Origin of the sequence: Limnothrix sp. FACHB-1083, assembly GCF_014696485.1 — a bacterium.
Taxonomy (GTDB): Bacteria; Cyanobacteriota; Cyanobacteriia; order CACIAM-69d; family CACIAM-69d; genus CACIAM-69d.
In genome coordinates, this window is sequence record NZ_JACJQD010000007.1 from 119,536 (window position 1) to 142,011 (window position 22,476).

Consider the following 22,476-nt stretch of genomic DNA (forward strand, 5'->3'; position numbering starts at 1 on the left):
GTTACGAACCTGCCATCGAGTTTACCCTGCGCTGGGGGCGGGCCACACCTCGCCGAGGGGTACGGATTGCCGTGCTCCCGTGGCGGCGGGCAGGTTGCCGGGGCGATCGAGCAGTCGCCAGTAGCCCAAAACCGCAAAGGCGATCGCCTCCTTGCTGCTGGCACAGAGTCCCCATTGATCTGTGGTTTCCAGCGGGATTGATCCCAAATGCTGTTGCAAACGGGCCCAGAGGGTGCGATTGCGACTGCCGCCCCCACAGACCAAGACCCGATCGGGCAGTTGGGGCAAGTGGTTGCGGTAACTGTCGGCAATGGAACGGGCCGTCAGTTCCGTGAGGCTGGCTAACCAATCGGCATCGGACAGACCCAGGGCGATCGCCGCTTGGCGACTGCGGGCCAACCAGTCCGGGCCAAAGTGCTCGCGTCCCGTGGACTTGGGCGGCTCCTGACTAAAGAAGGGATCCGCCAGCCACTGGGCCACCAGGGAATCTGAAATTTGCCCTTGGGCCGCCCAGGCTCCATCGCGATCGAAGGTTTGGGCCCCGTCCGTCAGGTGTTGCACCGCCAAATCCACCAACACATTGCCCGGCCCCGTGTCCCAACCCCAAACGGCCCCCTCCCACGCCGTCAAATTGGCAAACCCCCGCCGAGCCGGGAGATAGGTCACATTGCCAATGCCGCCAATATTTTGCACAGAGCGACATTCCTGCTCATCCCCCAACAGGTAAGCATCCACCCGAGGCACTAACGGCGCACCCTGGCCCCCCATGGCCAAGTCACCTACCCGAAAGTTGCTGACGGTGGTGATGCCGCTCCAGTGGGCGATCGCGCTGCCGCGACCCAACTGCAAGCTGTAGCCCAAGGGTTGTTCGTCGACCGTTTGGGGTGGCCGATGGAACACCGTTTGTCCGTGGGAACCGATGAAGCGAATGGGTTGTGAGTCCGGTTGGGCCGTTTGGATTGTTTTGGCGGCCGCCGCAAATTCCCGGGCGATCGCGTCGTCCAACTGGGCCATGGCCGCCATGGACAGGGATTCACCGGCACAAACCGCCAAAATTTGCGATCGCAAGGCCGCTGGATAGTCAAAGGTTTCGGAACGGAGCAACTTCACCTCCAAGTCCGTTTCCGTCCCCGACAGTTCCACCAATGCCGCATCGATTCCATCAACGGAGGTGCCGCTCATTAACCCGATCGCTCGCATTCCCATGGCCATTTTGGAGGTCTTAAAATTGAAGCTATGCCTTAAATCTAAGCAAATCTAACCGAAATTAAGCATCGGCTCCCAATTCTTATTTAGTCTATAGATTCTGCGGTAGATTCTGCGGTAGATCCTGTGATAGATCCTGCGGTTAAAAATTCCCGGTTTTTCTGAAGCCCTCTGAAGCCAAATGTCCTATCGACTCTCACCGGCCAAATTAACCACCTACCAAACCTGTCCCGCTCGATATCAATTTCGCTATGAATATAAAATTCCGACGGCGGGTTTTGGAGGCGCGGCCCTGGGGCGATCGCTCCATGGAGCACTCACGCGAATTTACCGCGATTGGGACTATAGCTATCCCCAAAAACCAGGACTCAGTTGGATTGATGCTTGCTGGACTCAGGAAACCGCTGGCCTCACGGAGCGTCAAATTGCTGAGGGCTACGATATTTTGGTGCGCTATTTCCATCACTGGATTGAACCGAGCGATCGCTTCCTCAAACCCCTGGCTACGGAGGCAAAAATTCAAGGTCGATTACAAATCAATGATTTGGAATTTGCCCTCACGGGTCGGCTCGATCGCCTCGATTGGTTTGATTTAGATTCCCTTGAGCTAATTGAGTACAAAACCTCACGGCAATTTGTGGAGCCAGATTTCGATCAGCTCACAATGCAAGTGGGCCTCTACGCGATCGCCATTAATCAACAATGGGAACGAGAGTTGAAATACATCAACCTCATTTTTTTGCGGCCCGGAGAATCGGTGCGAATTCCCGTCACCGAAGAACGGCTAATCGCAGCCCAGGCGGTGATTGCAGACTTGGCCCAGCGATTACGAACCGATCGCGCCTGGGAACCCAATCCCGGAACCCATTGCGATCAGTGTCATTACAAACAATATTGCCCAGCCCAAACCACCAGCCCCGAGCCAATTCCAACACCGAATCATCCCGCTTCAATTCTGCAACTGTCGCTGAATTTGAAACCTTAATGATGGGAATGTTGATGATGAGCGTGATCATGGGAATGGCCATGATGATGGCTGTGGTTGCCACCATGATCATGACTGTGATTGTCCCCATGATCATGACCGTGATCATGACTGTGATCATGGCTATGGCTTTGGTGGTGATGATGCTCGGAATCGAGGCTGGAGCGATCGAACCCAGCGAAATGAATCACAGCGCTGGTTTCTGCCAATAACTCCGTAATTAGAGGATCAACCCAATCCGCTGCCATGGTCAAAAACTCAGGGTGATCATTCACGCAGGGTAATTGTTGATAAACCACCTCAGGATATTGACGCTGGAGTGCCAGGAAAATATGGTCCACATCCAGCAATGTTTCATGGTTTTCGGTGGCAAACCCGATCGGGGCCATCAAAATTGCCTTAGCTCCCAGTTCAATTAAATTGCGAGCAGCCAATTGAGCATTGGGCTGTGTCCAATCGATCATGGGCGTATCGTGATTGAGCCAGCCGATCGAAATCAGGGGATAGCGAGTGATCAGCTCCCGACGCACCGATTCATACAGGGCTTGGCTTTCGGCAATTCCTGACACAAATCCCTTGGCTTCATGGGGACAACCATGATTCAGCAGCACAATCCCAATTTGCGATGGCAAAAAGTGCGATCGCCAGTCCCGATCAATTTTTTCGCTCACCAACTTTGCCAGCAGTTGAATATAGCTAGCCTCGTCATAAAACGATGGGAGATAGCGCATCGATCGCACCCAATGGGTGTTGCCATCGGTTAACTGACTCAAGGCCCGGTTCACCTGCTCAATGGCAATCCCACTGGTGAAAATGGAGTCCACTACCAGCAAGGGATAAATCAGTAACTTGCTAAATCCCCGATCGCGAATTTCTGCCAAAACTTGCTCGGGCAAATGGGGACGACAAAAGTTAAACGCCTTAAACACCGAGACTCGATCGCCCCAACGTTGTTGGAGTGCTTGCTCAATGCCCGATCGTTGGCGCTCAAAAATTGCATTGTGGGGAGAAATAAATTGACCATGTTGGTGACTCCACTCATGCAAATCAAAGGCCGCCAATAATTTCGCCAGGGGTGGATAAACCCATTGGGGAACTGGAGCAAATTTGGCCGTCAACAGGTTCAAAGCCTGTTCGTTGTAATTGGCAAAATCCGCGTAGGATTCCACTTCGCCATAGCCCATCAGCAAAACGGCTACCCGATCGTCGCCGGGCCCGATTTCGACTTCTGATGGGTCGATCGCGCTGATTTGGGTTGCCATCAGGGGGGATTGACCTTCAGCCTTTTGGGAAGACGCAGCCACAACAAATGCCTCGTGGGGGGATTCATTTCTATTATGAAAGCGGAATCAGATTTCAGTTGGTCAATCGGAACCGGTTGAGGGAAATTCTTGAGAAGAAGACAAGTTTCTTTGGAGATCTTGAACAGATTCCTTGTCTTTTTGTAATGCTTGATCATTAAATGCAAACATTAATGGGAAATGGGATAACAATCTCCATGAAAAATTCAAATAAGTATGCAAATGCTTGGGGCGCTGGCAATTGTTGCAATGGAATCGGCCAAGCCCCTGATTTTCAACTCCATGGCCCTCAAAATGACGCTCCACTGACTTGCGAGGCTCAAGCGTCCAGACCTCAGCCCCAACACACCCAGGCCGCCATGCCGATTTGTTGCATTTGTCCCGGCTTTGCGGATCGATCGGCGACGGAACAGTTTTTAGCAGCCACCTGGAAACCCGCCTGGCCCCAGCCCTTGGTGATTTGGGAGGCCACCTATCAGGGCGATCGGGTGCTGGAGGCGCTGCGGGCGATCGATCCCCAACGGGCGATCGGGCTAATTGGCTTCAGTGCGGGCGTGGTGGCAGCCTTGGGAGCCGCCCAGGCTTGGCAGCGGCGCGGTGGGCGAGTGCGGGGGGTGTTTGCCTGGGATGGTTGGGGGGTGGCGCTGCCGGGGGGACTGCCGATTTATCGGTTCAGCCACGATCAATGGACGCACCGCAGTTCCGCTTGGTTGGGGCCCGGGCGGGCGCAGTTTTGGGCTGATCCCCCCTTGGCCCATCAGGCTTTTTGGCGATCGCCCGATCGCGCCTGGGGGTGGTGGTCTGTGCCCGATCGGGCCCCCAGCCGCACGACGGCCGCCACCATGCTGCAAACCTATCTCCAAGGTTGGTATGGTCTGGGCGAGGATGGCACAGCTTAAGGGATTAATGTCCTTTAAGGCTTGAAACGACTCAGACAGTCAGCCAATGGTTAGGAGTTGAGGCGCGGACGATTTACCACGTCTCGGATCCGTTCCCGTTGATTGGGGCGATCGAACTGCTTCTGGAGCTGCAGCCAGTTTTCCCAGGCTCGATCGCGCTGTTGTTCCAGCAATCCAGCCCAAACGGGCGCATCAGTGGCCCACTGAATCCCGATCGTTTTCACCAAAAAGTTTTCCAGCACAGCGATATCTTGCAAATCGCCCAACACGGTTTGGATATCGCCAATGGTGTCGAGCAATTGCTCGTAGTCACTGCCATAGAAATCGGTAAAAAGGGCCATTTGGTAGCGCACCCGCTTGGCCACCTTGCGCAGGTCATGGATCACCGCCCACTCCAACAGCGAAAGATCCGTGACCGATCGCCCTTCGGTTTGCACCAACCAGCCGGGATGCATTAACCAGTGGGACAAAATGGGCAACAGCAAATCGGGAACCACCACCACGGCGGGCCAATCGGCGGCGGGTCGCAAGCGCGGTTGGGCAATCCAACGCCCCAGCGCTGTGTTGATGGCGGGCCATTCGCGTTTTTGCAGGGTTTTGCTGACGCGACCGAAGGCTTTTTGGCGTTGACCGGCCAGCTCTTCGCGAACCGCTTGCAAAAGGGGCTGTTCTTCCGGGGGCAGGTTTTGCAGGTAGCGATCGCGCAAGGCTTCGTCCATTACGTCCAAATCGCGCAGTTCTCCCAAAATTCTGGCCACTTGTCCCACGGCCCGCTCGCTGGCCCGTTTGGGCAGGTCAATGGCCACGGCAAAACCCACAATGGCCGATCGCAGCCGTCGCAGGGCCACGCGCATTTGGTGTAGCTCTTCGGGATCCTGGTCTTTGAGGACGGCGGCTTCGTGGCGACCGGCCTTGGCCCAATGCTTTTCGATCGCGGCTTGGGCCGTGGCCCCAAGGCTGCGGGAGTTGGGGTCGGCGGGCGAGTTTAGGGGCTGATCGGGCTGATCGCCGGCCACCCGATCGCGATCGCCAGCAGGGCCGCCAGCAGGGTTTGCAGACCGTTCACGACTTCGTTTGTTAACCACGGTTGCTGCTCCTGCCAAGTCGCGCCCACAATACTTTCCACTGTTGTAGCCAGGAATGCGGCGATCGCGCATCCCAAAATTCCGAAGGGAGAAATTAAGCCCACACCCCAGGCCACAAGGGCTTGGGCGATCGAGGCGGCAAAACCGGCCAGGGTTCCTTCCAGGCTGACGGCTCCTTCGGTTCCCGGCGGCACGGGCTGAAAGGAAATCACCGAAAAGGTTCGCCGGCCATAGGCTTTGCCAATTTCGCTGGCGCAGGTGTCGGAGAGTTTGGCGCTGAAGCTGGCGGCATAGGCCAAACTGAGAAGGGGGATCCAGGTTTGGGCGATCGCCTGGTCAGCGGCTAAGGATAACAGCCCGATCGCCCCGGCACAGAGGGCCCCACCCAGGGCCGATCCCCAAACGTTTTCCGGGCCCCTTGCGCCCGATCGTTTCTCGGCAATGCCAGCGGCTTCCTTGCGGGCCAAACCCACCCGAGTGACGGCCGACCCCGCCAAAAAGTAGAACCCTACCACGGCATAGCCCGGCCAGCCCATGCAACCCCACACCAACACACCCAAAATCCAAGCATGGACAATGCCGGCCGGCGTGAGCAGTTTTTTGGGGGCGATCGCCACTAGGGTGAGCAGCAGCGTGTTCAGCACTGCGGCCGTGAGCCAAGGGTGTTGGGTCGCTTGCTGGGTAATGGGCGTTGCGATCGCGCTGAAATCCACGGCAGCCTTTTCCTTCAGACTTCTTCTGTCATGCTATCAGGTGGATGGTGGCTCCCTCTGACTTTGGCAATTTCTCTAAACCGTTCTCATCATGATCACTTCAACAGCGATAACTTCAGCAACCGGGGCCTCAGCAACCGGGGCCGTAGCTACTCCCGCAAATTTGGAAGTAACTCCCACGGGTCAACCCTTCGGTTCCGAAAATCCCCGGGCGATCGCCCTGTTTCACTTGGCCTTTCCGGTGGCCGACCTGGCCCAAACCAAGGCCTTTTATATTGATGGGCTAGGTTGCACCGCTGGACGCGAGGGGACCAACTCGCTGATTTTGAATTGCTATGGCAACCAAATTGTGGCCCACGTGAGTCCTGGGGCTTGCCAACCGCAAAAGGGGATCTATCCGCGCCATTTTGGGTTGGTGTTTGCGGCCTTGGCCGACTGGCAAGCCTTAATCGATCGAGCCGAGGCCAAACAACTCACCTTTGAACAGCCCCCGCGCCGTCGGTTTCCTGGGGAGCAATTGGAGCATTACACGGCATTTTTAGCCGATCCGTTCCACAATTTGCTGGAATTTAAACACTATGTCCATCCTGAGGCAATTTTTGGGGCCGTTGATGACCAACGGGTGGGCGATCGCTAAAAGCCTGGGAATTGCGAACGCTTGCCCCGATCGAACGCTTGCGCCGATCGCAGATTGCCCCGATCCGCCGATCAGACACCGATCAGACACCGATCAGACACCGATCAAACACTGACCCAGAGATCGAACCGGGCTGTGCAAACCGCCAAGGGCCTAGACGGAGCAAGCTAGACTAGAAACAGTCCACACCGCCAGCAGCTTTCAGCATGATGCGCTTTTTTGGAATGGGATCTCCCTCGGAATCATCGCACCACACCGCCAACCGATCGCAGGCCGATCGAACCGGTGGGGGGCATCCCGGTTCATGGATCCTACCCACCCGATCGCGCCATCGTCGGCGACGGGCGATCGCCTCGGCCCTGCTGCTGTTTAACCTGTTGACGGTGACCGCGCCCGCCTTAGCCCAAGGTCAACTGGCCCAAGGCCAACATAACGATCGATCTTCTTCGGAAGCGACTTCCACAACGGGCCCATCCGCCAACCAACCGGCCAATCAGCCTGCCAACCAGCGCCGCGGCCGCACCCTCACCTATGGCGATCTGATGGAAAAGTTGGAGGCGGGTCAGGTCAAGCGGATTGATCTGTTTCCCGCAGAACAACTGGCCCGGGTCTTTTTGGATCAAAATGGTCGCGCCAGCTCGCCCTACGAAGTGACCCTGTTTGAGCGCAACCCGGAATTGATCGAAATTGCCCGGGCGAAGGGGGTGGAACTCTCGGTGCAAGAGTCGGTCGATCGCACCGCAGCCCTCAGTCTCATTGCCAATTTGCTGTTTGTGGGGTTGGTGATTGCCCTACTGGTGAACATTGTGCGCCGCACGGCCAACGCTTCGGGCCAGGCCATGAACTTTGGCAAATCCCGTGCCAAGTTTCAGATGGAAGCCAAAACCGGCGTGACCTTTGATGACGTGGCCGGGGTGGAGGAAGCCAAGGAGGAGCTACAGGAAGTGGTGACTTTCCTGAAGCAGCCGGAACGCTTCACGGCCGTGGGGGCCAAGATTCCGCGCGGGGTGTTGTTGGTGGGGCCGCCGGGAACGGGCAAAACCCTTTTGGCCAAGGCGATTGCCGGGGAAGCGGGCGTGCCCTTTTTCAGCATGTCCGGTTCAGAATTTGTGGAAATGTTCGTGGGGGTGGGAGCGTCTCGGGTGCGGGACTTGTTCCGCAAGGCAAAGGAGAGCGCCCCTTGCATTGTGTTCATTGATGAAATTGATGCGGTGGGTCGCCAACGGGGCGCGGGCATTGGCGGCGGCAACGATGAACGGGAACAAACCCTCAACCAACTGCTGACTGAGATGGATGGGTTTGAGGGCAACTCGGGGGTGATTATTATTGCCGCCACGAACCGCCCCGATGTGCTGGACTCGGCCCTGATGCGACCGGGCCGGTTTGATCGCCAAATTACCGTTGATCTGCCCAGTTACACGGGTCGGCTGGCGATTTTGCAAGTCCATGCTCGCACCAAAAAAGTTGAAGAAGGCGTGTCGATCGAGGCGATCGCCCGGCGCACTCCCGGTTTTGCGGGGGCCGATTTGGCGAATTTGCTCAACGAGGCGGCGATTTTGACGGCCCGGCGACGGAAGCCGGCCATCAGCCTGGAGGAAATTGACGACGCGATCGACCGGATCACCATTGGCCTGAAGTTGGCTCCCCTGTTGGATAGCAAGAAAAAACGCTTGATTGCCTATCACGAGGTGGGCCACGCCCTGTTGATGACGCTGCTGAAGCATTCTGACCCGTTGAATAAGGTGACGATCGTTCCCCGATCGGGCGGCATTGGTGGGTTTGCCCAACAGGTTTTCAATGAAGAAATGGTGGATAGCGGTCTCTATACCCGTGCTTGGATTCTCGATCGAATTGTGATGACCCTGGGGGGACGGGCGGCCGAGCAGGAAGTGTTTGGCGATTCCGAAATCACCGTCGGAGCCAGCAACGATCTGAAGGTGGTCAGCACCTTAGCCCGCGAAATGGTCACTCGCTATGGCATGTCTGATCTGGGTACGTTGGCCCTGGAAAGCCAATCGGGCGAGGTGTTTTTGGGACGAGGTTGGATGTCGCAGCCGGAATATTCCGAAGAGGTGGCCGCCAAAATCGATCGCGCCGTGCGGGAAATTGCCGTCAACTGCTACGAAAAGGCCTGTCAGATCCTCCGTGAGCATCGAGAACTGGTCGATCGATTGGTTGATCAACTGCTCGACGAAGAAATGATCGAAGGGGATGAATTCCGCAAAATTGTTCGTTCCTACGTCCCAATTCCCGACAAGGATTACCCGGAGGATCGACAAATGCGTCAAGCCAGCAATGTTGGCAACCCGGCTGCGGCCAGGGTTTAGGGCCGCGATCGCCCGATCGCTCTGGATCGATCACCCTGAATTGATCTGGATTGCTTTGGGTCGATCGCGTTGGTTTGATTGCTCTAAATCGGTTAATCACAATCGATTGCTTTGGGTCGATCGCGTTGGCTTGATCTCGATTAATCGTCCCGACTTACTTAGTTTGCTTGGCCTGAATGGATTGATTGAAATCCAATGAGATCGCTGCCCAAGCCGATCGCCTCCCATTGCCCCCCAATTCCCCATTGCTTGGAACCATGACGATCGAACAGCCCGCCCCGTCCCCGCAAACGTCCGTGCAAATTGGCCCCTACCAAGCCATCACCCAGCCGGGAGGGTTTCAACTGCAATCTTTTTCCACCGATCAGGTCTATCGGTTTGCCGGAGCGGGAATGCCCACCAGCAGCATCAGTGAACCGATGGTGGATTTAGTGACCAGTTACATTGCCGAATGGGAACATCTGGTGTCGCCCAACGAGCGATCGGGAGCCATGTCATTTCGGGAAGTGTGGCAAGAGGCCGCAGACTACTTTGAGGCGATCGAGGGCATCGCAGAGGGGCGGCGCGGCTAAAGGCTCACTAATCGTTGAGGGAACCACTCAACGGGTTTCCCCTGAGCGCCGCCGATCGGGGGGCGCAGGCGGTGGCGGAGGAGCGGTCTTTTGCTCCAGTCCCAACAAAATTTCCGCCCATAGCGCGTTGGGGTCTGCCAGATCGGGTGTTTCGGCCGCTGGTTCCATCCCTTGATCCAAGGGGCGATCGGGGTTGCTTGCCTCACCCTGTGCCACCTTGGAATTTTCAGAGCTTTCGGGATTCTCGGAATTTTCGGGATCTTCAGGATTTACGGGAGCCTGGGGGTCTTCGTCCTGTGGGTACTGGCTGCCCATATAGCGCTCAATGTCCTCGATCGCCGCTTCCAAATCCTCCAGGGTAATTTCCTGGTTGGCGGGAGGTGCGGTTTCGGTTGCGGCCTGGGGGCTGGGGGCTGCTTTGGGTTCCACCGTGTCAAGGGCGGCCGCATCTTCAGGATCGGTCAGATTTTCCCGTAGGCGTTCGAGGGCCTCTAAGAAGGCCTGTTGGGCCGCCTGCCTGGCCCCATGATGCCGCTCCATCATTGTTAATTACGCTCCTAGTGGCTGTGCGATCGCGAATCCCCGCGCCCTGACCCTGGTGATTGAACTGGGCTGCCGCTGAGACGTTCCCGATCGATCGGCTGCCAAAACCAGTACCTCAGCCTTCGCTAGGACTGTCTCGGTTTCAGTTCAACAGGCTGAATACTTCAATCCTATGCAATTCAGGTCTGTGGTTGTTGGATTCATCAACAACTCAGGAAATTCGCCCGTTGATTTATGTATCCCGCGATGTGTCCCGTGATGTGTCCCGCGACTTATCCCGCAATGCGTCCCGAGATCTATCCCGAGATCTATCCGGCGATCCATCCCGCGATTGATCGGGGTACTTTACAAGATTGAATACGAACAAAAAATAAGTAGAAGCAATAAACAGAAGCAATCAGCAAAAGCAATCAACAAAAAAAGAGACCCGGAGACCGCGCCTATCTCAAGCATCCCTTAGTGCTGCTGCCTTCCGGCTCTGACACGGTTCGGGCGTTGGGATTGCGCGGGTCCAGGTCGCAATAACCATACCATGAAGGGCCCCCGTTAACGCAAGGGCGAGAAACTCGGCGGTTTCTGAACCCGATGGATGGATGGAGGGTTAGGGACGCTTCCAGGTGGCGATGTTCCAGGTGTCGCTGTCCCAAGGGGTGAGATCCACGCCCTGCAATCGATCGCTGACGGCTCCCACTTTGGCCCGGGCAATGAGGGGAATCAGGGCCACATCCTGAATCAGTTGGTCATTGAGGGCAATCAGGGCCGCCTGCCGTTTGATCGGATCCAATTCCTGGTCGGCTTTGGCCCAAGCTTGGTCATAGGCTGAGTTGCAATAGCGGGTGTAGTTATTGCGGTTCCAGTCGTTGGCTTTGCTGGCAATTTCGGCGCAAGTCCACCATTTCAGGTGTGCGCTGGGATCCGGGGAGGTGTTGCCGGTGGTGTAGAGCTGCAAATCGGCTTGGAAGCGGTTTACCGTGTCGGCGTTGGCCGGGTCACCGGAGAAGAAGGCTCCGGCATCCACGGATTTCAGTTCCACGCCAATCCCGATCGACTCCCAAGCTTGCTTCACAATCTCCTGGGTTTTCTGGCGCAGGGGATTCACCGAAGTGACGAACAGCACCCGCATTTCCACGCCGTTTTTGTCGCGAATTTGGTTGCCGTTGGTGTCTTTCCAACCCGCTTGATCCAACAGTTGGGCTGCTTTTTGCAGGTTGAATTCCACTTGGTTGTTGGGTGAGGCAAACTGCTGGGGAGCGATGATCAAATTGGCTGTGGGATTGCCGGTGGGGCCATAGAGCTGTTGGGCGATGGTGGCGCGATCGACCGCGAGGGCAAAGGCCTGGCGCACGGTTTTATCCGTGAAGAAGGGGTGGGGAAACTGCACGCTCGATCGCTCCCCGTCGGCAGTGGCCCGGTTGGGGTCAGTGAAGTTAAAGTGAATCCGTTCCGATTGGGCCCCGGTCACGGCCAGCAGTTTGCCCTTGCCGCCGCTTTCCAGTTGCCTCAAAATCGGCGCTTCCACCTGCGGATTGTAGGCATAGTCGGCATCGCCGGTTTGCAGCACGGCCCGGGCGGCCGAGGTGGCATCGCCGCCGCCTTTGATTTCCACCTGCTCGAAGGCGAGGCTGGCCCGATCGCGGTAGTTGGGGTTCGGTTTGTAGACGATCGAATCACCCGGCTTAAAGGACTCCACTTGATAGGGGCCCGTCCCGATCGGTTTCAGGTTGGCCGGTGCTTCCTTGGCCCTGGCTCCCACATAGTCCTGAAAAATGTGTTTGGGCAAAATCATGCCGTTGTAGCCAGTGAAGGGCTGAGACCAACTGGCCGTGGGCGCTGTGAATTCAATCCGCACCGTTTGCGGATCGATCGCCCGCACCGATTTCACCATGGCATAGTCCGTGAGGGTGGCCGCGCCGGTTTTAGGATCGCTCAAAAACTCATAGGTAAAGACCACATCCTCAGCGGTGAAGGGTTTGCCATCGGCCCACTTCACGCCGGATTTTAGTTTCCAAGTGACCGATCGCCCGTCCTTGGCCACACCACCGTTGGCCAGGGTGGGTTCTTCTGCCGCCAAAAACAAAACCAATTTGCCCGTTTTGTCGTAGCTGGCGAGGGGTTCATAGACCACGCGCGCCCCGTCAAAATCCTTATTTCCTGTGGCCAGGTGGGGATTCAAAATGGTGGGGGCTTGCCAATAGAGCAACTTCAGGGTTTTATCCGCCGGGCCGCTGGCGCTGGGACGGTTGGCGGAGTTGGTGGATGCGCCGCCGCCACAGCCCCCCACCAGCAAGCTGGCCACCAGCCCGATCGCCCCCAACGACTGACGCAACTGGGGCGATCGAGCCGGAGCGATCGCCCTTGTCCATTTCCGAGGCCAAAACAGGTTAGGCATGAATCGCCACCAGACACCACAACATCAATCGAAAACCACAATAACAGCCAACAATAATCCGTCTGCCTTGGTCTGTCTCGGGCGATCGATCAACGTTCTCGCAACATTCCCACCACGTTCTCGCAATGCTCCCGCAACTCCCCCACAATTCTCCTGTAATGCTCCCATCGCTCCCATCGCTCCGTGGCCGGTGGCCGCCGCCGACCCAATCATTTCCTGAAATCACTTCTAGAATGAGATTAGGGAAATAAAATTCTGTGAAAACCAATCCTAATCAACAGCATTTGAATCGGGTGAATCGCGAAATTTTTTAACCAAGCTCTTGATCACCGTGGACTGGCCCGGAACAATGAAGGATTCGGGATCCACCAGGGATTGACCTTGAACGCTGTTTGTCGTTGCAGGGTGCGGCGGAAAACACCATGAATGCCCAGTCATCCGAGAGGGTGTCTGAAGATTCAACGGCGCTGTTGAATGGTTCTGAATGTTTGGCCGGATGGCAAACCACAAACCAATCAGAGGACGAGTCAGATCCTGAAGCTTGGAGGCTTATGGAAAATCAAGCGAGTCCAGGGTTATTGCCGGTGACCCTGGAGTTGTATGAACGGGCGATGGCTTCGGCCAGTTGTGGCATTGCGATCGCCGATATGAGCCGGCCCGATCGCCCCCTGATCTATTGCAACGAAGCCTTCGAGACCATGACAGGCTACCGCCGGGAAGAGGTGTTGGGGCGTAACTGTCGGTTTATGCAGGGGCCTGACACGGATCCGGTGGCGGTGGAGCAACTCAGCCAGGCCATTCGCCGGGGCGAGGCCTGTGAGGTGGTGTTGCTCAATTACCGCAAGGATGGCCGGCCCTTTTGGAATCGCCTTTCGATCGGCCCCGTGCATGATGCGGCGGGCCACTTGACCCACTACATCGGCGTGCAAACGGATGTGACTGAAGCGGTGGAAGCCCGCAAGCGCCAAAATCGGCAATTGCAAGAGGAACAACTCCTGAGCGGCGTGACCCAACGCATTCGCCAAGACCTGGACTTGACGGCGGTGTTGAGCACGGCGGTGAATGAGGTGCGCCAACTGCTGCAGACCGATCGGGTGGTGGTCTATCGCTTTAACCCCGACTGGAGCGGCATTGTGGTGGCCGAATCCGTGGGCGAGGGCTGGGATGCGTCGTTGGATGTGACGATCGAGGACACCTGCTTTCAGATCAGCCGCGCCCAGGATTACCAACAGGGACGCATTAGCGCCATCAGCGACATTGAAACGGCTCCCCTGAGCGAGTGCCATCGCAATTTGCTGCGTCGGTTCCAAGTGCGGGCTAATTTGGTGTTGCCCATCTCTGACCATGGCCGGCTCTGGGGTCTGTTAATCGCTCACCACTGCCATAGTCCGCGCCAGTGGCATCCGAACGAAATTCATTTGTTGGAGCGGTTGTCCCATCAGTTGGCCGTGGCCGTGTTGCAGGCGGAACTGTATGAACAGGCCCAGGCGGAAATTCGGCGGCGACAGGCAGCGGAGGACAAGCTCGCGGATAAGGCGGCTCAGTTGGAGGCGGCGTTGCAGGCCCTGAAGTGGCAGCAGGCCCAGTTGGTGCAGGCGGAACGGTTGGCGGGGCTGGAACAGTTGGTGGCGGGGGTGGCCCACGAGGTGAACAATCCGGTGGCCTTCATTGCGGGCAATTTGGCCCACGCGGGGCACTATATCCAGGATTTGTTGAATTTGGTGAATGTCTACCAAGCGGAGTGGGCGCGATCGGGGATGGCTCCTGCGGCTGAGGTGGAAGCGTTGGTGGAAGAGGTGGATCCTGCTTACATTGCTGAGGATTGGCCACGAATGCTGCAATCAATGCGATCGGGCGTGGAGCGAATCCAAAAGATTGTTCGATCGCTGCGGGCTTTCTCGCGGTTGGATGAGGCAATTGTCAAGAGCATTAACCTCAACGAGAGTTTGGATAGTGCCTTGGTGTTGTTTCAAGGGCGGCTGAATGCTTTGCGCAGCGGTGATCAACTCCATTCGATTCAGCTCATTCATGAGTGGGGAGCACTGCCGGCCATCACTTGCTATCCGGGCCCGCTGAATCAGGCGTTGGCGGCGCTGATTGAAAATGCGATCGATGCTTTGACGGTGGCGATCGAGTCGCCCCCATGGTTAGCCAAGGAGGAACGCCCCACCATTTGGCTGGTCACGGCCCTGGATCCGGCCAGCGGACGGGCAGTGATTCGGATTCGAGACAATGCCCTCGGCATTCCGGAAGCGGTGCACGATCGCATTTTGGATCCTTTCTTTAGTACGAAGCCGATCGGGCAGGGGACGGGGTTGGGCCTGTCGATCGCCTACCAAACCATTGTGGAGCAGCATGGGGGGCGGCTTTGGTTTGAGTCGGAACCCAATCAGGGCACGACCTTTGTGGTGGAGTTGCCCCCTGCGCCGCCTGCGTTGGAGGAGGCAGAATCGGCGGCGGATTTGCCCGATCGATTTCTGATTCGGGGTAATTTGGGCGATCGACCCATACCGCCCATGCTGCCCAATGGTGGTGGGCGATCGATGCCGTCTCTGTTGCTGTCTAGCTAGGGGCTGGCTCCTGGACTGAAGCGCCCGTCAGTCCAGGAGCCAGACTTGAGGCTGACTTTTGAACCCGCTAAGCACCAGTGATCAGCGCGCAAATTTGGTCGGGATCCGTGGGCAAATCGGCCGTGAGCACCTCCGGCCCCGTCGCCGTGACCAACACGTCATCCTCAATCCGAATACCGCGCACATCGGCAAATTGGGCCAACCGTTCCCAATCAACACAGTCGTCATAGCGATCGCGCCGAGCGGGGTCTTGCAGCAGGCCCGGCACTTGATAAAAACCGGGTTCGATCGTCACCACCATGCCCACCTCCAAGGGGCGATCGAGCCGCAGGAAGCACCAGCCAAACCGCTCACTGCGTTGGCGATCGGGTGCATAACCCGCGCGATCGCCCAGATCCTCCATGTCATGCACATCCAGCCCCAACAGGTGACCCACACCATGGGGAAAAAACAGCGTATGGGCATCCCGATCGACCAACTGCGCCGGTTGTCCTCGCAAAATGCCCAAGTCCACCAGGCCTTCCACCAACACCCAAGCCGCCTTGTGGTGGATGTCGCGGTATTCCACCCCCGGCCGCACCGCCGCCACCGCCGCATCATGGGCCGCCAGCACCACCTCATAAATTGCCCGCTGCGTGGCGGAAAACTGCCCCGATACGGGCCAGGTGCGGGTAATGTCGGAAGCCCAGCCGCTGGCCACCTCAGCCCCCGCATCCACCAACAACAAATCCCCCGGCGTGAGGGGGTGGTGATAGCGCTCATTGTGGAGCACTTCGCCCCGGGTGGTGACAATGCTGTTGTAGGCAGGGCAAGCCTCTTGGGCGATCAAAGTGGCTTCGATCGCCGCCCGCACGGCCGCTTCCCTGGGGGCTTGGCGAGTGGCCGCGAGGCCGGCCCGGTGGGCCGCCACCGCGATCGCCGCCGATCGCCGCAACTCCCCTAGGGCCATCGGATCCTGGGTCGATCGCACCGCCACGATCGCATCCACCAGGGCCCCATCGGGGCCGTTCGCCTGGGCCGGTTGGGGGAGCGATCGCCCCAGCAATGTTTCCTGATGGGCCCGAGCCGCAGGCGACTGCACCGCAATGGTGGCTACCTCCGCCACCCGATCGCCCAAATAGCTCGCCAGCTCCGCCAGGGGATAGGCATCCTCCGCTCCCATTTGGGCCGCCAATTCCGCCCGCGAGGGTTCCGGCCCATGCCACAACGCATCATCAACCGTGGGCTGATCCCAAAACAGAATGGAGCGCCCGTCCAGGATCAGCAGCACAGCCCGCTCAAGGGACAGACCCGCAAAATATAAAAAATGACTACTGGCCCGAAAAGGATAGCGATTGGCGGGAAAATTTCGCGCCGCCCCTTGCCCAGACCACAGGGCCACCGGAAACGACACCCGATCGCTTAACCGGCGACGGCGATCGCGCAACCCATCGACAAAACTGTAATCACTCATGTTCTGATCTCTGTTGCTGATCTCTGTTTCTGATTGTTGCTCGCTGATTGGCATTGAATTTCAGGCTATGGGGCCTAGGTTATTAATTTCGGATTATTGGTTCCAGGTTATTGGTTCTAGGCTATTAGCTCCAGGTTATTAATTTCAGGCAATCTGTGATCGAAATCTCCAACCGTTCCGCAAGCTGCTCAAGATCCGTGAATGGGCAAACTCATCAGAAACTGCGACCCCTGGCCCAACTCCGATCGCACCATTAAGCTACCGCCATGTTTTTCCACCACAATTTGGCGAGCGATCGCCAAGCCCAACCCTGTGCCTTTGCCAACGGCCTTGGTAGTGAAAGTGGGATCAAAAATCTTGGATTGCAATTCCTCGTTCATGCCCTTGCCATTGTCTTGAATGGTCACTTGCACGTGATCATCCACCCGTCGAGTGCCAATCGTAATGGTTTGCGGATGGGCCGCTAGCGCCTCGAATGCTTGCCCTTGTGCTAGCTCATCGAACATGTCGATCGCGTTGGCCAAAAGATTCATAAACACTTGATTAAGCTGTCCCGGAAAGCAATCGATTGCCGGAATGTCCCCATAGTCTTGAATGACTTCAATGGCGGGACGATGCTCATTGGCTTTTAGTCGATATTTCAGAATCAATAATGTGCTGTCGATTCCTTCATGTAAATTGGCTTGAACTTTATATTCAGTATCTGCCCGCGAAAAGGTGCGCAGACTATTGCTAATACCTTTAATGCGATCGGTTGCCAATTGCATCGATTTCAACAAGGTTGGCAAATCTTCACTCAGAAAGTCTAAATCAATCTCTTCTGCATTTTCCGTGATGCTGGGTTCAGGGTTGGGATAATGTTGTTGATAGAGTTCTAAATGACCAATGAGATCCTGAAAAGAATCTTGCAAATTTTGAATGCTACCATTTAAAAAGCCGATCGGGTTATTGATTTCATGGGCAACTCCCGCCACCAAGTTTCCCAAAGATGCCATTTTTTCGCTTTGAACAATTTGTAGTTGAGATTGTTCAAGCTGTTGAGCATAGGTGCGTGCTTGCTGATAGAGCCGAGCATTTTCCAGTGAAATCGCTGCTTGGGCACAAAGAAAATTCAGAACCAAGAGCCGATCGCTCGTAAATACATTTTTCGCAGCTTGGTTACTGAGATACAAAATGCCCACCAATTGCGCTTGGTTGAGGATTGGTAAGCACAACACGCTTTGGGGCATCGGGCGATCAAGAAAAGCATCCCCGATCGGCAAATGGGTTTGACCTTCATTGATCACCACCGATTCTCTGGTATTTTTCACCCATTGAATTAGGGGTAAAGGCAGGGAGTTTTCATGCTGAAGGGGAATGGTGCAAAGCCTGGTCGTTTCCGTGGAGGCGATCGCCCGCACTAACCATTCACCATCCTGATCAGGAACCATCAAAACGCATTGGTCACCGCCGGAATATTGCAAAATAATTTGCGTTAATTGTTGCAGTAGCTCCTCTAGTTGAATGGTGCTAGCGATACTCTGAGATGCTCGAATGATAGCTACCAAGTCGAGCATGACATTGAGATTATTACTGCTGGAATTTTGTGTGGCGGTGGAGCTATAGGTTGCTGTCGCAACAGAAACAAATGTTTCCAGAGGATTCAATTTCTCGGAAGTCGATTCGAGAATAGGAGCCAGCAATTTGGGATAACGCTGTTCGATTTCACTGACCTTCGCCTTTGCACCCCATCGGGCATAGCAGTAATAGGCTTCTTGCATATAGCTGGCGGCGAATTTTTCCTTGTTCCAATCTAAATAGAACTTGGCAGCCAGTTCATTCGCTAAAGCTTCTTCCTGTAAAAATCCCTGTGCCTTGGCTCCATCAATGGCGCGATCATACAAAATACCGGCTTCGTAAAACTTTTCTAGCACGCGGCACTTTTCTGCTTCTAACAAATCCACCTTATGTTGATGATTAATTGGCGATTGATTGGCCCAAGTGGCTAAGGTAGCTTGCTGCTGTTCTCCGAGAGATAAGGCCCGCGATCGCCCTAAGCTGGACTGAGTAGTGGCAACCCGAAAGTAAGTTAACCCTGCATAGAAATAGAAAACTGAAATATGAATATGTCCCGTGATGATATACATGCAAGGGGAGCCTGCATTGATATAATCAATAGCTCGCTCATAATGATCAAAAAGATAAGCCAAAATCAATTTATAAATATAAGCAAATGCCAAGCCGGACGATTCATTTTTTTGTACATACTGGGGGAACATCACAGTTTCATCATAGCTCTCACCAATTAGTCGATCGGGGTAATCAGTGTTGGTCACAAAGCCTTGAAAAGCCTGCTGCTGCATGCGCAGATAACTTACAGGGTTTTCTCGCTTCATCTGGCTCAAAATGATGCAATATTGCTCCATCTCCGGTTCTATGTCAGTTAGACAAAAGCCAGAGAAAAATTGATTAAAAAAGTAATTATTAATGCTATAGACTGCGTAGAGTAAATTGCCGGTTTCCATTCCCAACAGATAGCTTTCCTTGAGCATGGGAATGGTTGATCGCAAAGAATTATGGCGATGCTGAATAAAAATACTAAATAGAAAAAGGGTCATGGCCCGATATTCAGGAGCACTGAAGCGATCGAGCAACTCTAAGGACACCTTGCCAAACTGATATCCCTTTTCAAACTCATTGTAAGAATTGGTCAAAATTAGGCCATAGCCACTGTAGCCAATCATGGAAACAGAGCTGTTACCAAATTCCAAGGATAAGCTCACCATCCGCGCACAAACCAATGGAAAGAGTTCTATCTTCACCATGTAGATCGGTGCAAAAAGTGCCGCCATTAACTTCATGGCTGCCATGATCCGAGGATTGGTCATGGGAGCAAGATGCCCCAGATCCTCAATGACATAATCTTTAAGTTGCTGAGCTAATGCTTCAAGCACTTGATGACTCATGGTTGAGTCGGCTTGGGTGGGCAAGGCCACACCCAGCTCCGAAAGTGCATTGGCCCCGACTGTGATCGCCTCTGACATTTGGTTGCGAGTGGCGAGGGCATTAATTTGAATTTTGTAGATTTCTACCTTGTCTAATGGGTTTTGAGCTGCCGTTAAAACCTGCTGACAGTGATTGTCCATCTCGGCAATGTCGCCCATGAGGCATGCCACTTCGGCCGCTAAGATATGTAGCTCCAAACTCAGGTGGTATTGTTTCTGCCAACGATCATTGGATAGGAGTGATAACCCCGTGTTAACAAAGTTGCTGGCAGCCGCATAGGCCGTTGCCATTTTGGCTTTTTGGGCAGCTTCCAAATTACTTTGAGCCAAGGAAAACCGTTCTGTATCGGTGGTGAGTAAGTCTTGGCCTAAATTTAGGTGGTTAATAATATCAAATCGTCGGTTTTCTAACTCTGAACCAGAGAGCTGAGTCTGCAAAAGTTGACCAATCATCAGATGGGTCATGGGTTTCTGAGCCGGATCAATCAGGGAATAGGCGGCCTGTTGGACGCGATCGTGTAAAAAACGATAGGTTGGATTAACCTGCGGTTCCTGCACCTCCCGATCGGCTGGGGTTAGTACCTCCGGCTGGAAAAATTTATAGACCTGACTGTTGGGTAAAACCAAGCCCTCTTGCAACGACTTCCAAAGGGCATTGGCTGTTTCTGCGGCAGATTGTTGAGCAATAATCGAGAGGGTTGTTAAGTCAAATTGGTTACCCAAACAAGCCGCTAGCTTTAAGACCGATCGCGTGGATTCAGGCAGCTTTTGAAGCCGCGCCGCCATAAACTCCACCACATCATCAGTTGTGGTTAGGGTGTAGATGCTGGAAATGTCACATTCCCAATAGCAGGCTTCTCGGTTGAATGTAATCCAGCCTTCCTCGTGGAGCGACTTTAGAAATTGTGTTGTGAAAAAAGGGTTTCCCTGGGTTTTCCGATTAATTGATTTGGTTAGGGGCAAGGCTCGATCGGGCGAGCAACGCAACGTATCAGCCACTAAATCATTGGCATGTTCTAGACTCAGTGGATCTAGGGTAATGGTGTTAACAATCGCTTTTTCTTTGATCAATTCTTCCAGGGTAACCATGAGGGGGTGAATGGGCGAAACCTCATTATCGCGATAGGCTCCCAACATGAATAAGTGGGCACTATCCCCCATCAAAACCTTCAAAAGTTGCAAAGAAGCTAAATCTGCCCACTGTAAGTCATCTAAAAAAATAACCAAGGGATGATGGGGCCTTGTGAAAACCTGAATAAACTTCTGAAACAGAAAATTAAACCGATTTTGGGCGGCTGTTCCTGATAGTTCGGGCACGGCTGGCTGAGACCCAATGATGGTCTCCAGCTCGGGAATGACTTCAACCAAAACTTGTCCACTTTCTCCCAAGGCTTGCAAAATTTTGGTTCGCCATTGGTTTAATTGACTATCTGGCTCAGAAAGCAAATAGCTCATTAAATCGCGGAAAGCTTGCACAAAAGCCGAGAGAGGAACATTGCGATTGAATTGATCAAATTTCCCCTTAATGAAATAGCCTTTTTGGCGAGTGATAGGCTTGTGAATCTCATGAATGACGGCGGTTTTGCCAATTCCGGAAAATCCCGCTACCAGCATCAATTCTGTGCTTCCTTGGGCAACGCGTTCAAAGGCTGCTAATAAATGAGCAACTTCCCGATCGCGCCCGTAGAGTTTGTCAGAAATCAGGAATCGATCGCTTAAATCTCGAGTTCCCAACTCAAAAGGCTGAATTTGTTGAGTGGCCTCCCACTGTGTCCAACATTCCTCCAGGTCATGCTTTAACCCTTTCGCGGTTTGATAGCGATGTTCTGCATTTTTTGCCATTAATTTAGAGACAATGGCTGCCACCATGGAAGGAATCGCAGGATTCACCTGGTCAAGCGCTGTGGGTGTCTTGGCAATGTGACAGTGAATGAGTTTGAGGGGATCCGCTGCTTCAAAGGGGAGCCGACCACTCAGTAATTGATAAAAGGTGACTCCAAGGGCATAAAAGTCCGTGCGATAATCGATGCCGCGATTCATGCGGCCGGTTTGTTCAGGGGCTAAATAGGCAATGGTTCCCTCAAGAAGATTAGGGTTCTGAATTTCCTGAGTTTCCTTGGGAAGCACGGAAGCAATACTAAAGTCAATAATCTTGATTGCTTTGGTGCTGGGTTGAATCAAAATATTGGCGGGCTTGATATCTCGATGAATAACGCGGCTTTGGTGTAAGTCATGGAGAATTTCGGATACCTGTAAGGCAATCAACAGAAAATCAGTTAATGAAATCGAGTATTGTTTTCGGTAATTTTCTAGGGAGATAGCACTGAAATCTTCCATCACTAGGGCATAACTGTTGCCATAGGCTTCTAAACTATAGGGATGTACAATACCCGTAATGTTCAAAGACTTAGCGATGCTATATTGATTGCGAAATTGTGTCAGCTCGTTAAAGCTGGGATACTCATGGCAAAGAATTTTGATGACGACCGATCGCCCTGTATCCGTCTGAATTGCCCGGTAAACGGCTGTGCGAGATCCTGAGTAAAGTTGCTCAGTAATTTCGTAACCCTCAAGGTTGGGCCACAAAGTGGGCGAGGTTTGTTGCAGTGGGCTAGTCATGGGCTACGGTCATGCAGTTGAGGAGTGGATTCAGCGCCTTAGTCCTGACCCAAGCCTTGATCGAGGCTGATTGGGCTACGGTCTTGATTATGGTTTGAAGAGTTTTGGGGCTTAACTTGACGACTGCTTAAGATCACGTTAGCTCGGCTCTGATCATAGCAATTGCAATCACAAGTTGCTAGATTAATGGGCA

General features: G+C 54.4%; 14 protein-coding genes and 1 other RNA gene. 6 read left to right on the top strand and 9 right to left on the bottom strand.

Going from position 1 to position 22,476, the window contains the following annotated elements; all coding sequences use genetic code 11:
• Window positions 1-21: 21 nt before the first annotated feature.
• Window positions 22-1,200: an anhydro-N-acetylmuramic acid kinase gene (locus H6F46_RS10730; protein ID WP_190355302.1), complete on the bottom strand. Its 1,179-nt coding sequence runs from the start codon at window positions 1,198-1,200 to the stop codon at window positions 22-24.
• Window positions 1,201-1,387: 187 nt separating this feature from the next.
• Here H6F46_RS10730 and H6F46_RS10735 point away from each other — a divergent pair, with 187 nt between their 5' ends.
• The gene (locus H6F46_RS10735) at window positions 1,388-2,191 is read left to right on the top strand and encodes a PD-(D/E)XK nuclease family protein (RefSeq protein WP_190355234.1); all 804 of its coding nucleotides are present in this window, start codon (window positions 1,388-1,390) and stop codon (window positions 2,189-2,191) included.
• Here the strand turns inward: H6F46_RS10735 and H6F46_RS10740 are convergent.
• Window positions 2,188-3,453, bottom strand: a complete 1,266-nt coding sequence (locus H6F46_RS10740; RefSeq protein ID WP_242027907.1) for a ferrochelatase — start codon at window positions 3,451-3,453, stop codon at window positions 2,188-2,190. The two genes, H6F46_RS10735 and H6F46_RS10740, sit on opposite strands and share 4 nt — an antisense overlap.
• A 398-nt stretch (window positions 3,454-3,851) precedes the next feature.
• On the opposite strand from H6F46_RS10740, the gene H6F46_RS10750 reads away from it, so the two are divergent.
• Window positions 3,852-4,391, top strand: coding sequence for a hypothetical protein (locus tag H6F46_RS10750; RefSeq protein ID WP_190355233.1), 540 nt, complete (start codon window positions 3,852-3,854; stop codon window positions 4,389-4,391).
• 50 nt (window positions 4,392-4,441) lie between these two features.
• Here H6F46_RS10750 and H6F46_RS10755 read toward each other — a convergent pair whose 3' ends face one another.
• Window positions 4,442-5,476 (bottom strand): CHAD domain-containing protein, encoded by a 1,035-nt coding sequence (locus H6F46_RS10755; protein WP_190355232.1) that lies wholly within the window; start codon window positions 5,474-5,476, stop codon window positions 4,442-4,444.
• Window positions 5,377-6,162 (bottom strand): TIGR00297 family protein, encoded by a 786-nt coding sequence (locus H6F46_RS10760; protein WP_099532579.1) that lies wholly within the window; start codon window positions 6,160-6,162, stop codon window positions 5,377-5,379. Before H6F46_RS10760 ends, H6F46_RS10755 begins: the two co-directional genes overlap by 100 nt.
• A 190-nt stretch (window positions 6,163-6,352) precedes the next feature.
• Between H6F46_RS10760 and H6F46_RS10765 the strand changes: the two genes are divergently transcribed.
• The 3 genes from H6F46_RS10765 to H6F46_RS10775 all read left to right on the top strand — a co-directional run bounded on the left by H6F46_RS10765 (window position 6,353) and on the right by H6F46_RS10775 (window position 9,725).
• Window positions 6,353-6,826 (top strand): VOC family protein, encoded by a 474-nt coding sequence (locus H6F46_RS10765; RefSeq protein ID WP_242027895.1) that lies wholly within the window; start codon window positions 6,353-6,355, stop codon window positions 6,824-6,826.
• Window positions 6,827-7,032: 206 nt separating this feature from the next.
• Complete coding sequence (ftsH, locus tag H6F46_RS10770) at window positions 7,033-9,153, top strand: ATP-dependent zinc metalloprotease FtsH (protein ID WP_277874059.1); 2,121 nt, start codon at window positions 7,033-7,035, stop codon at window positions 9,151-9,153.
• Window positions 9,154-9,410: 257 nt separating this feature from the next.
• On the top strand, window positions 9,411-9,725 hold the full coding sequence (locus H6F46_RS10775; RefSeq protein ID WP_190355230.1) for a hypothetical protein: 315 nt from the start codon (window positions 9,411-9,413) through the stop codon (window positions 9,723-9,725).
• A gap of 27 nt (window positions 9,726-9,752) precedes the next feature.
• On the opposite strand, the gene H6F46_RS10780 is transcribed toward H6F46_RS10775, so the two are convergent.
• From H6F46_RS10780 to H6F46_RS10790, 3 genes are all read right to left on the bottom strand, one after another.
• The gene (locus tag H6F46_RS10780; protein ID WP_190355229.1) at window positions 9,753-10,268 is read right to left on the bottom strand and encodes a hypothetical protein; all 516 of its coding nucleotides are present in this window, start codon (window positions 10,266-10,268) and stop codon (window positions 9,753-9,755) included.
• 421 nt (window positions 10,269-10,689) lie between these two features.
• An RNA gene (gene ffs, locus H6F46_RS10785) (signal recognition particle sRNA small type) lies at window positions 10,690-10,786 on the bottom strand.
• Between the two features lie 83 nt (window positions 10,787-10,869).
• The gene (locus H6F46_RS10790) at window positions 10,870-12,657 is read right to left on the bottom strand and encodes a peptide ABC transporter substrate-binding protein (protein ID WP_190355228.1); all 1,788 of its coding nucleotides are present in this window, start codon (window positions 12,655-12,657) and stop codon (window positions 10,870-10,872) included.
• 551 nt (window positions 12,658-13,208) lie between these two features.
• Between H6F46_RS10790 and H6F46_RS10795 the strand changes: the two genes are divergently transcribed.
• On the top strand, window positions 13,209-15,227 hold the full coding sequence (locus tag H6F46_RS10795; RefSeq protein ID WP_199291506.1) for a GAF domain-containing protein: 2,019 nt from the start codon (window positions 13,209-13,211) through the stop codon (window positions 15,225-15,227).
• Between the two features lie 67 nt (window positions 15,228-15,294).
• Here the strand turns inward: H6F46_RS10795 and H6F46_RS10800 are convergent, their stop codons facing one another.
• Both H6F46_RS10800 and H6F46_RS10805 read right to left on the bottom strand, forming a co-directional pair.
• Window positions 15,295-16,680 carry an aminopeptidase P family protein gene (locus H6F46_RS10800; RefSeq protein WP_190355226.1) on the bottom strand — a complete coding sequence of 462 codons (1,386 nt, stop codon included), beginning with the start codon at window positions 16,678-16,680 and terminating at the stop codon, window positions 15,295-15,297.
• Between the two features lie 188 nt (window positions 16,681-16,868).
• On the bottom strand, window positions 16,869-22,283 hold the full coding sequence (locus H6F46_RS10805) for an ATP-binding sensor histidine kinase (RefSeq protein ID WP_190355225.1): 5,415 nt from the start codon (window positions 22,281-22,283) through the stop codon (window positions 16,869-16,871).
• Between the last annotated feature and the right edge of the window lie 193 nt (window positions 22,284-22,476).

Bases quoted from the DNA above. Each gene is read 5' to 3' on its own strand.
- H6F46_RS10740 (WP_242027907.1), bottom strand. From the start codon at position 3,453: ATGGCAACCCAAATCAGCGCGATCGACCCATCAGAAGTCGAAATCGGG.
- H6F46_RS10795 (WP_199291506.1), top strand. From the start codon at position 13,209: ATGGAAAATCAAGCGAGTCCAGGGTTATTGCCGGTGACCCTGGAGTTG.
- H6F46_RS10790 (WP_190355228.1), bottom strand. From the start codon at position 12,657: ATGCCTAACCTGTTTTGGCCTCGGAAATGGACAAGGGCGATCGCTCCG.
- H6F46_RS10735 (WP_190355234.1), top strand. From the start codon at position 1,388: ATGTCCTATCGACTCTCACCGGCCAAATTAACCACCTACCAAACCTGT.
- H6F46_RS10775 (WP_190355230.1), top strand. From the start codon at position 9,411: ATGACGATCGAACAGCCCGCCCCGTCCCCGCAAACGTCCGTGCAAATT.
- H6F46_RS10800 (WP_190355226.1), bottom strand. From the start codon at position 16,680: ATGAGTGATTACAGTTTTGTCGATGGGTTGCGCGATCGCCGTCGCCGG.
- H6F46_RS10750 (WP_190355233.1), top strand. From the start codon at position 3,852: ATGCCGATTTGTTGCATTTGTCCCGGCTTTGCGGATCGATCGGCGACG.
- H6F46_RS10805 (WP_190355225.1), bottom strand. From the start codon at position 22,283: ATGACTAGCCCACTGCAACAAACCTCGCCCACTTTGTGGCCCAACCTT.
- ftsH (WP_277874059.1), top strand. From the start codon at position 7,033: ATGATGCGCTTTTTTGGAATGGGATCTCCCTCGGAATCATCGCACCAC.
- H6F46_RS10780 (WP_190355229.1), bottom strand. From the start codon at position 10,268: ATGATGGAGCGGCATCATGGGGCCAGGCAGGCGGCCCAACAGGCCTTC.
- H6F46_RS10730 (WP_190355302.1), bottom strand. From the start codon at position 1,200: ATGCGAGCGATCGGGTTAATGAGCGGCACCTCCGTTGATGGAATCGAT.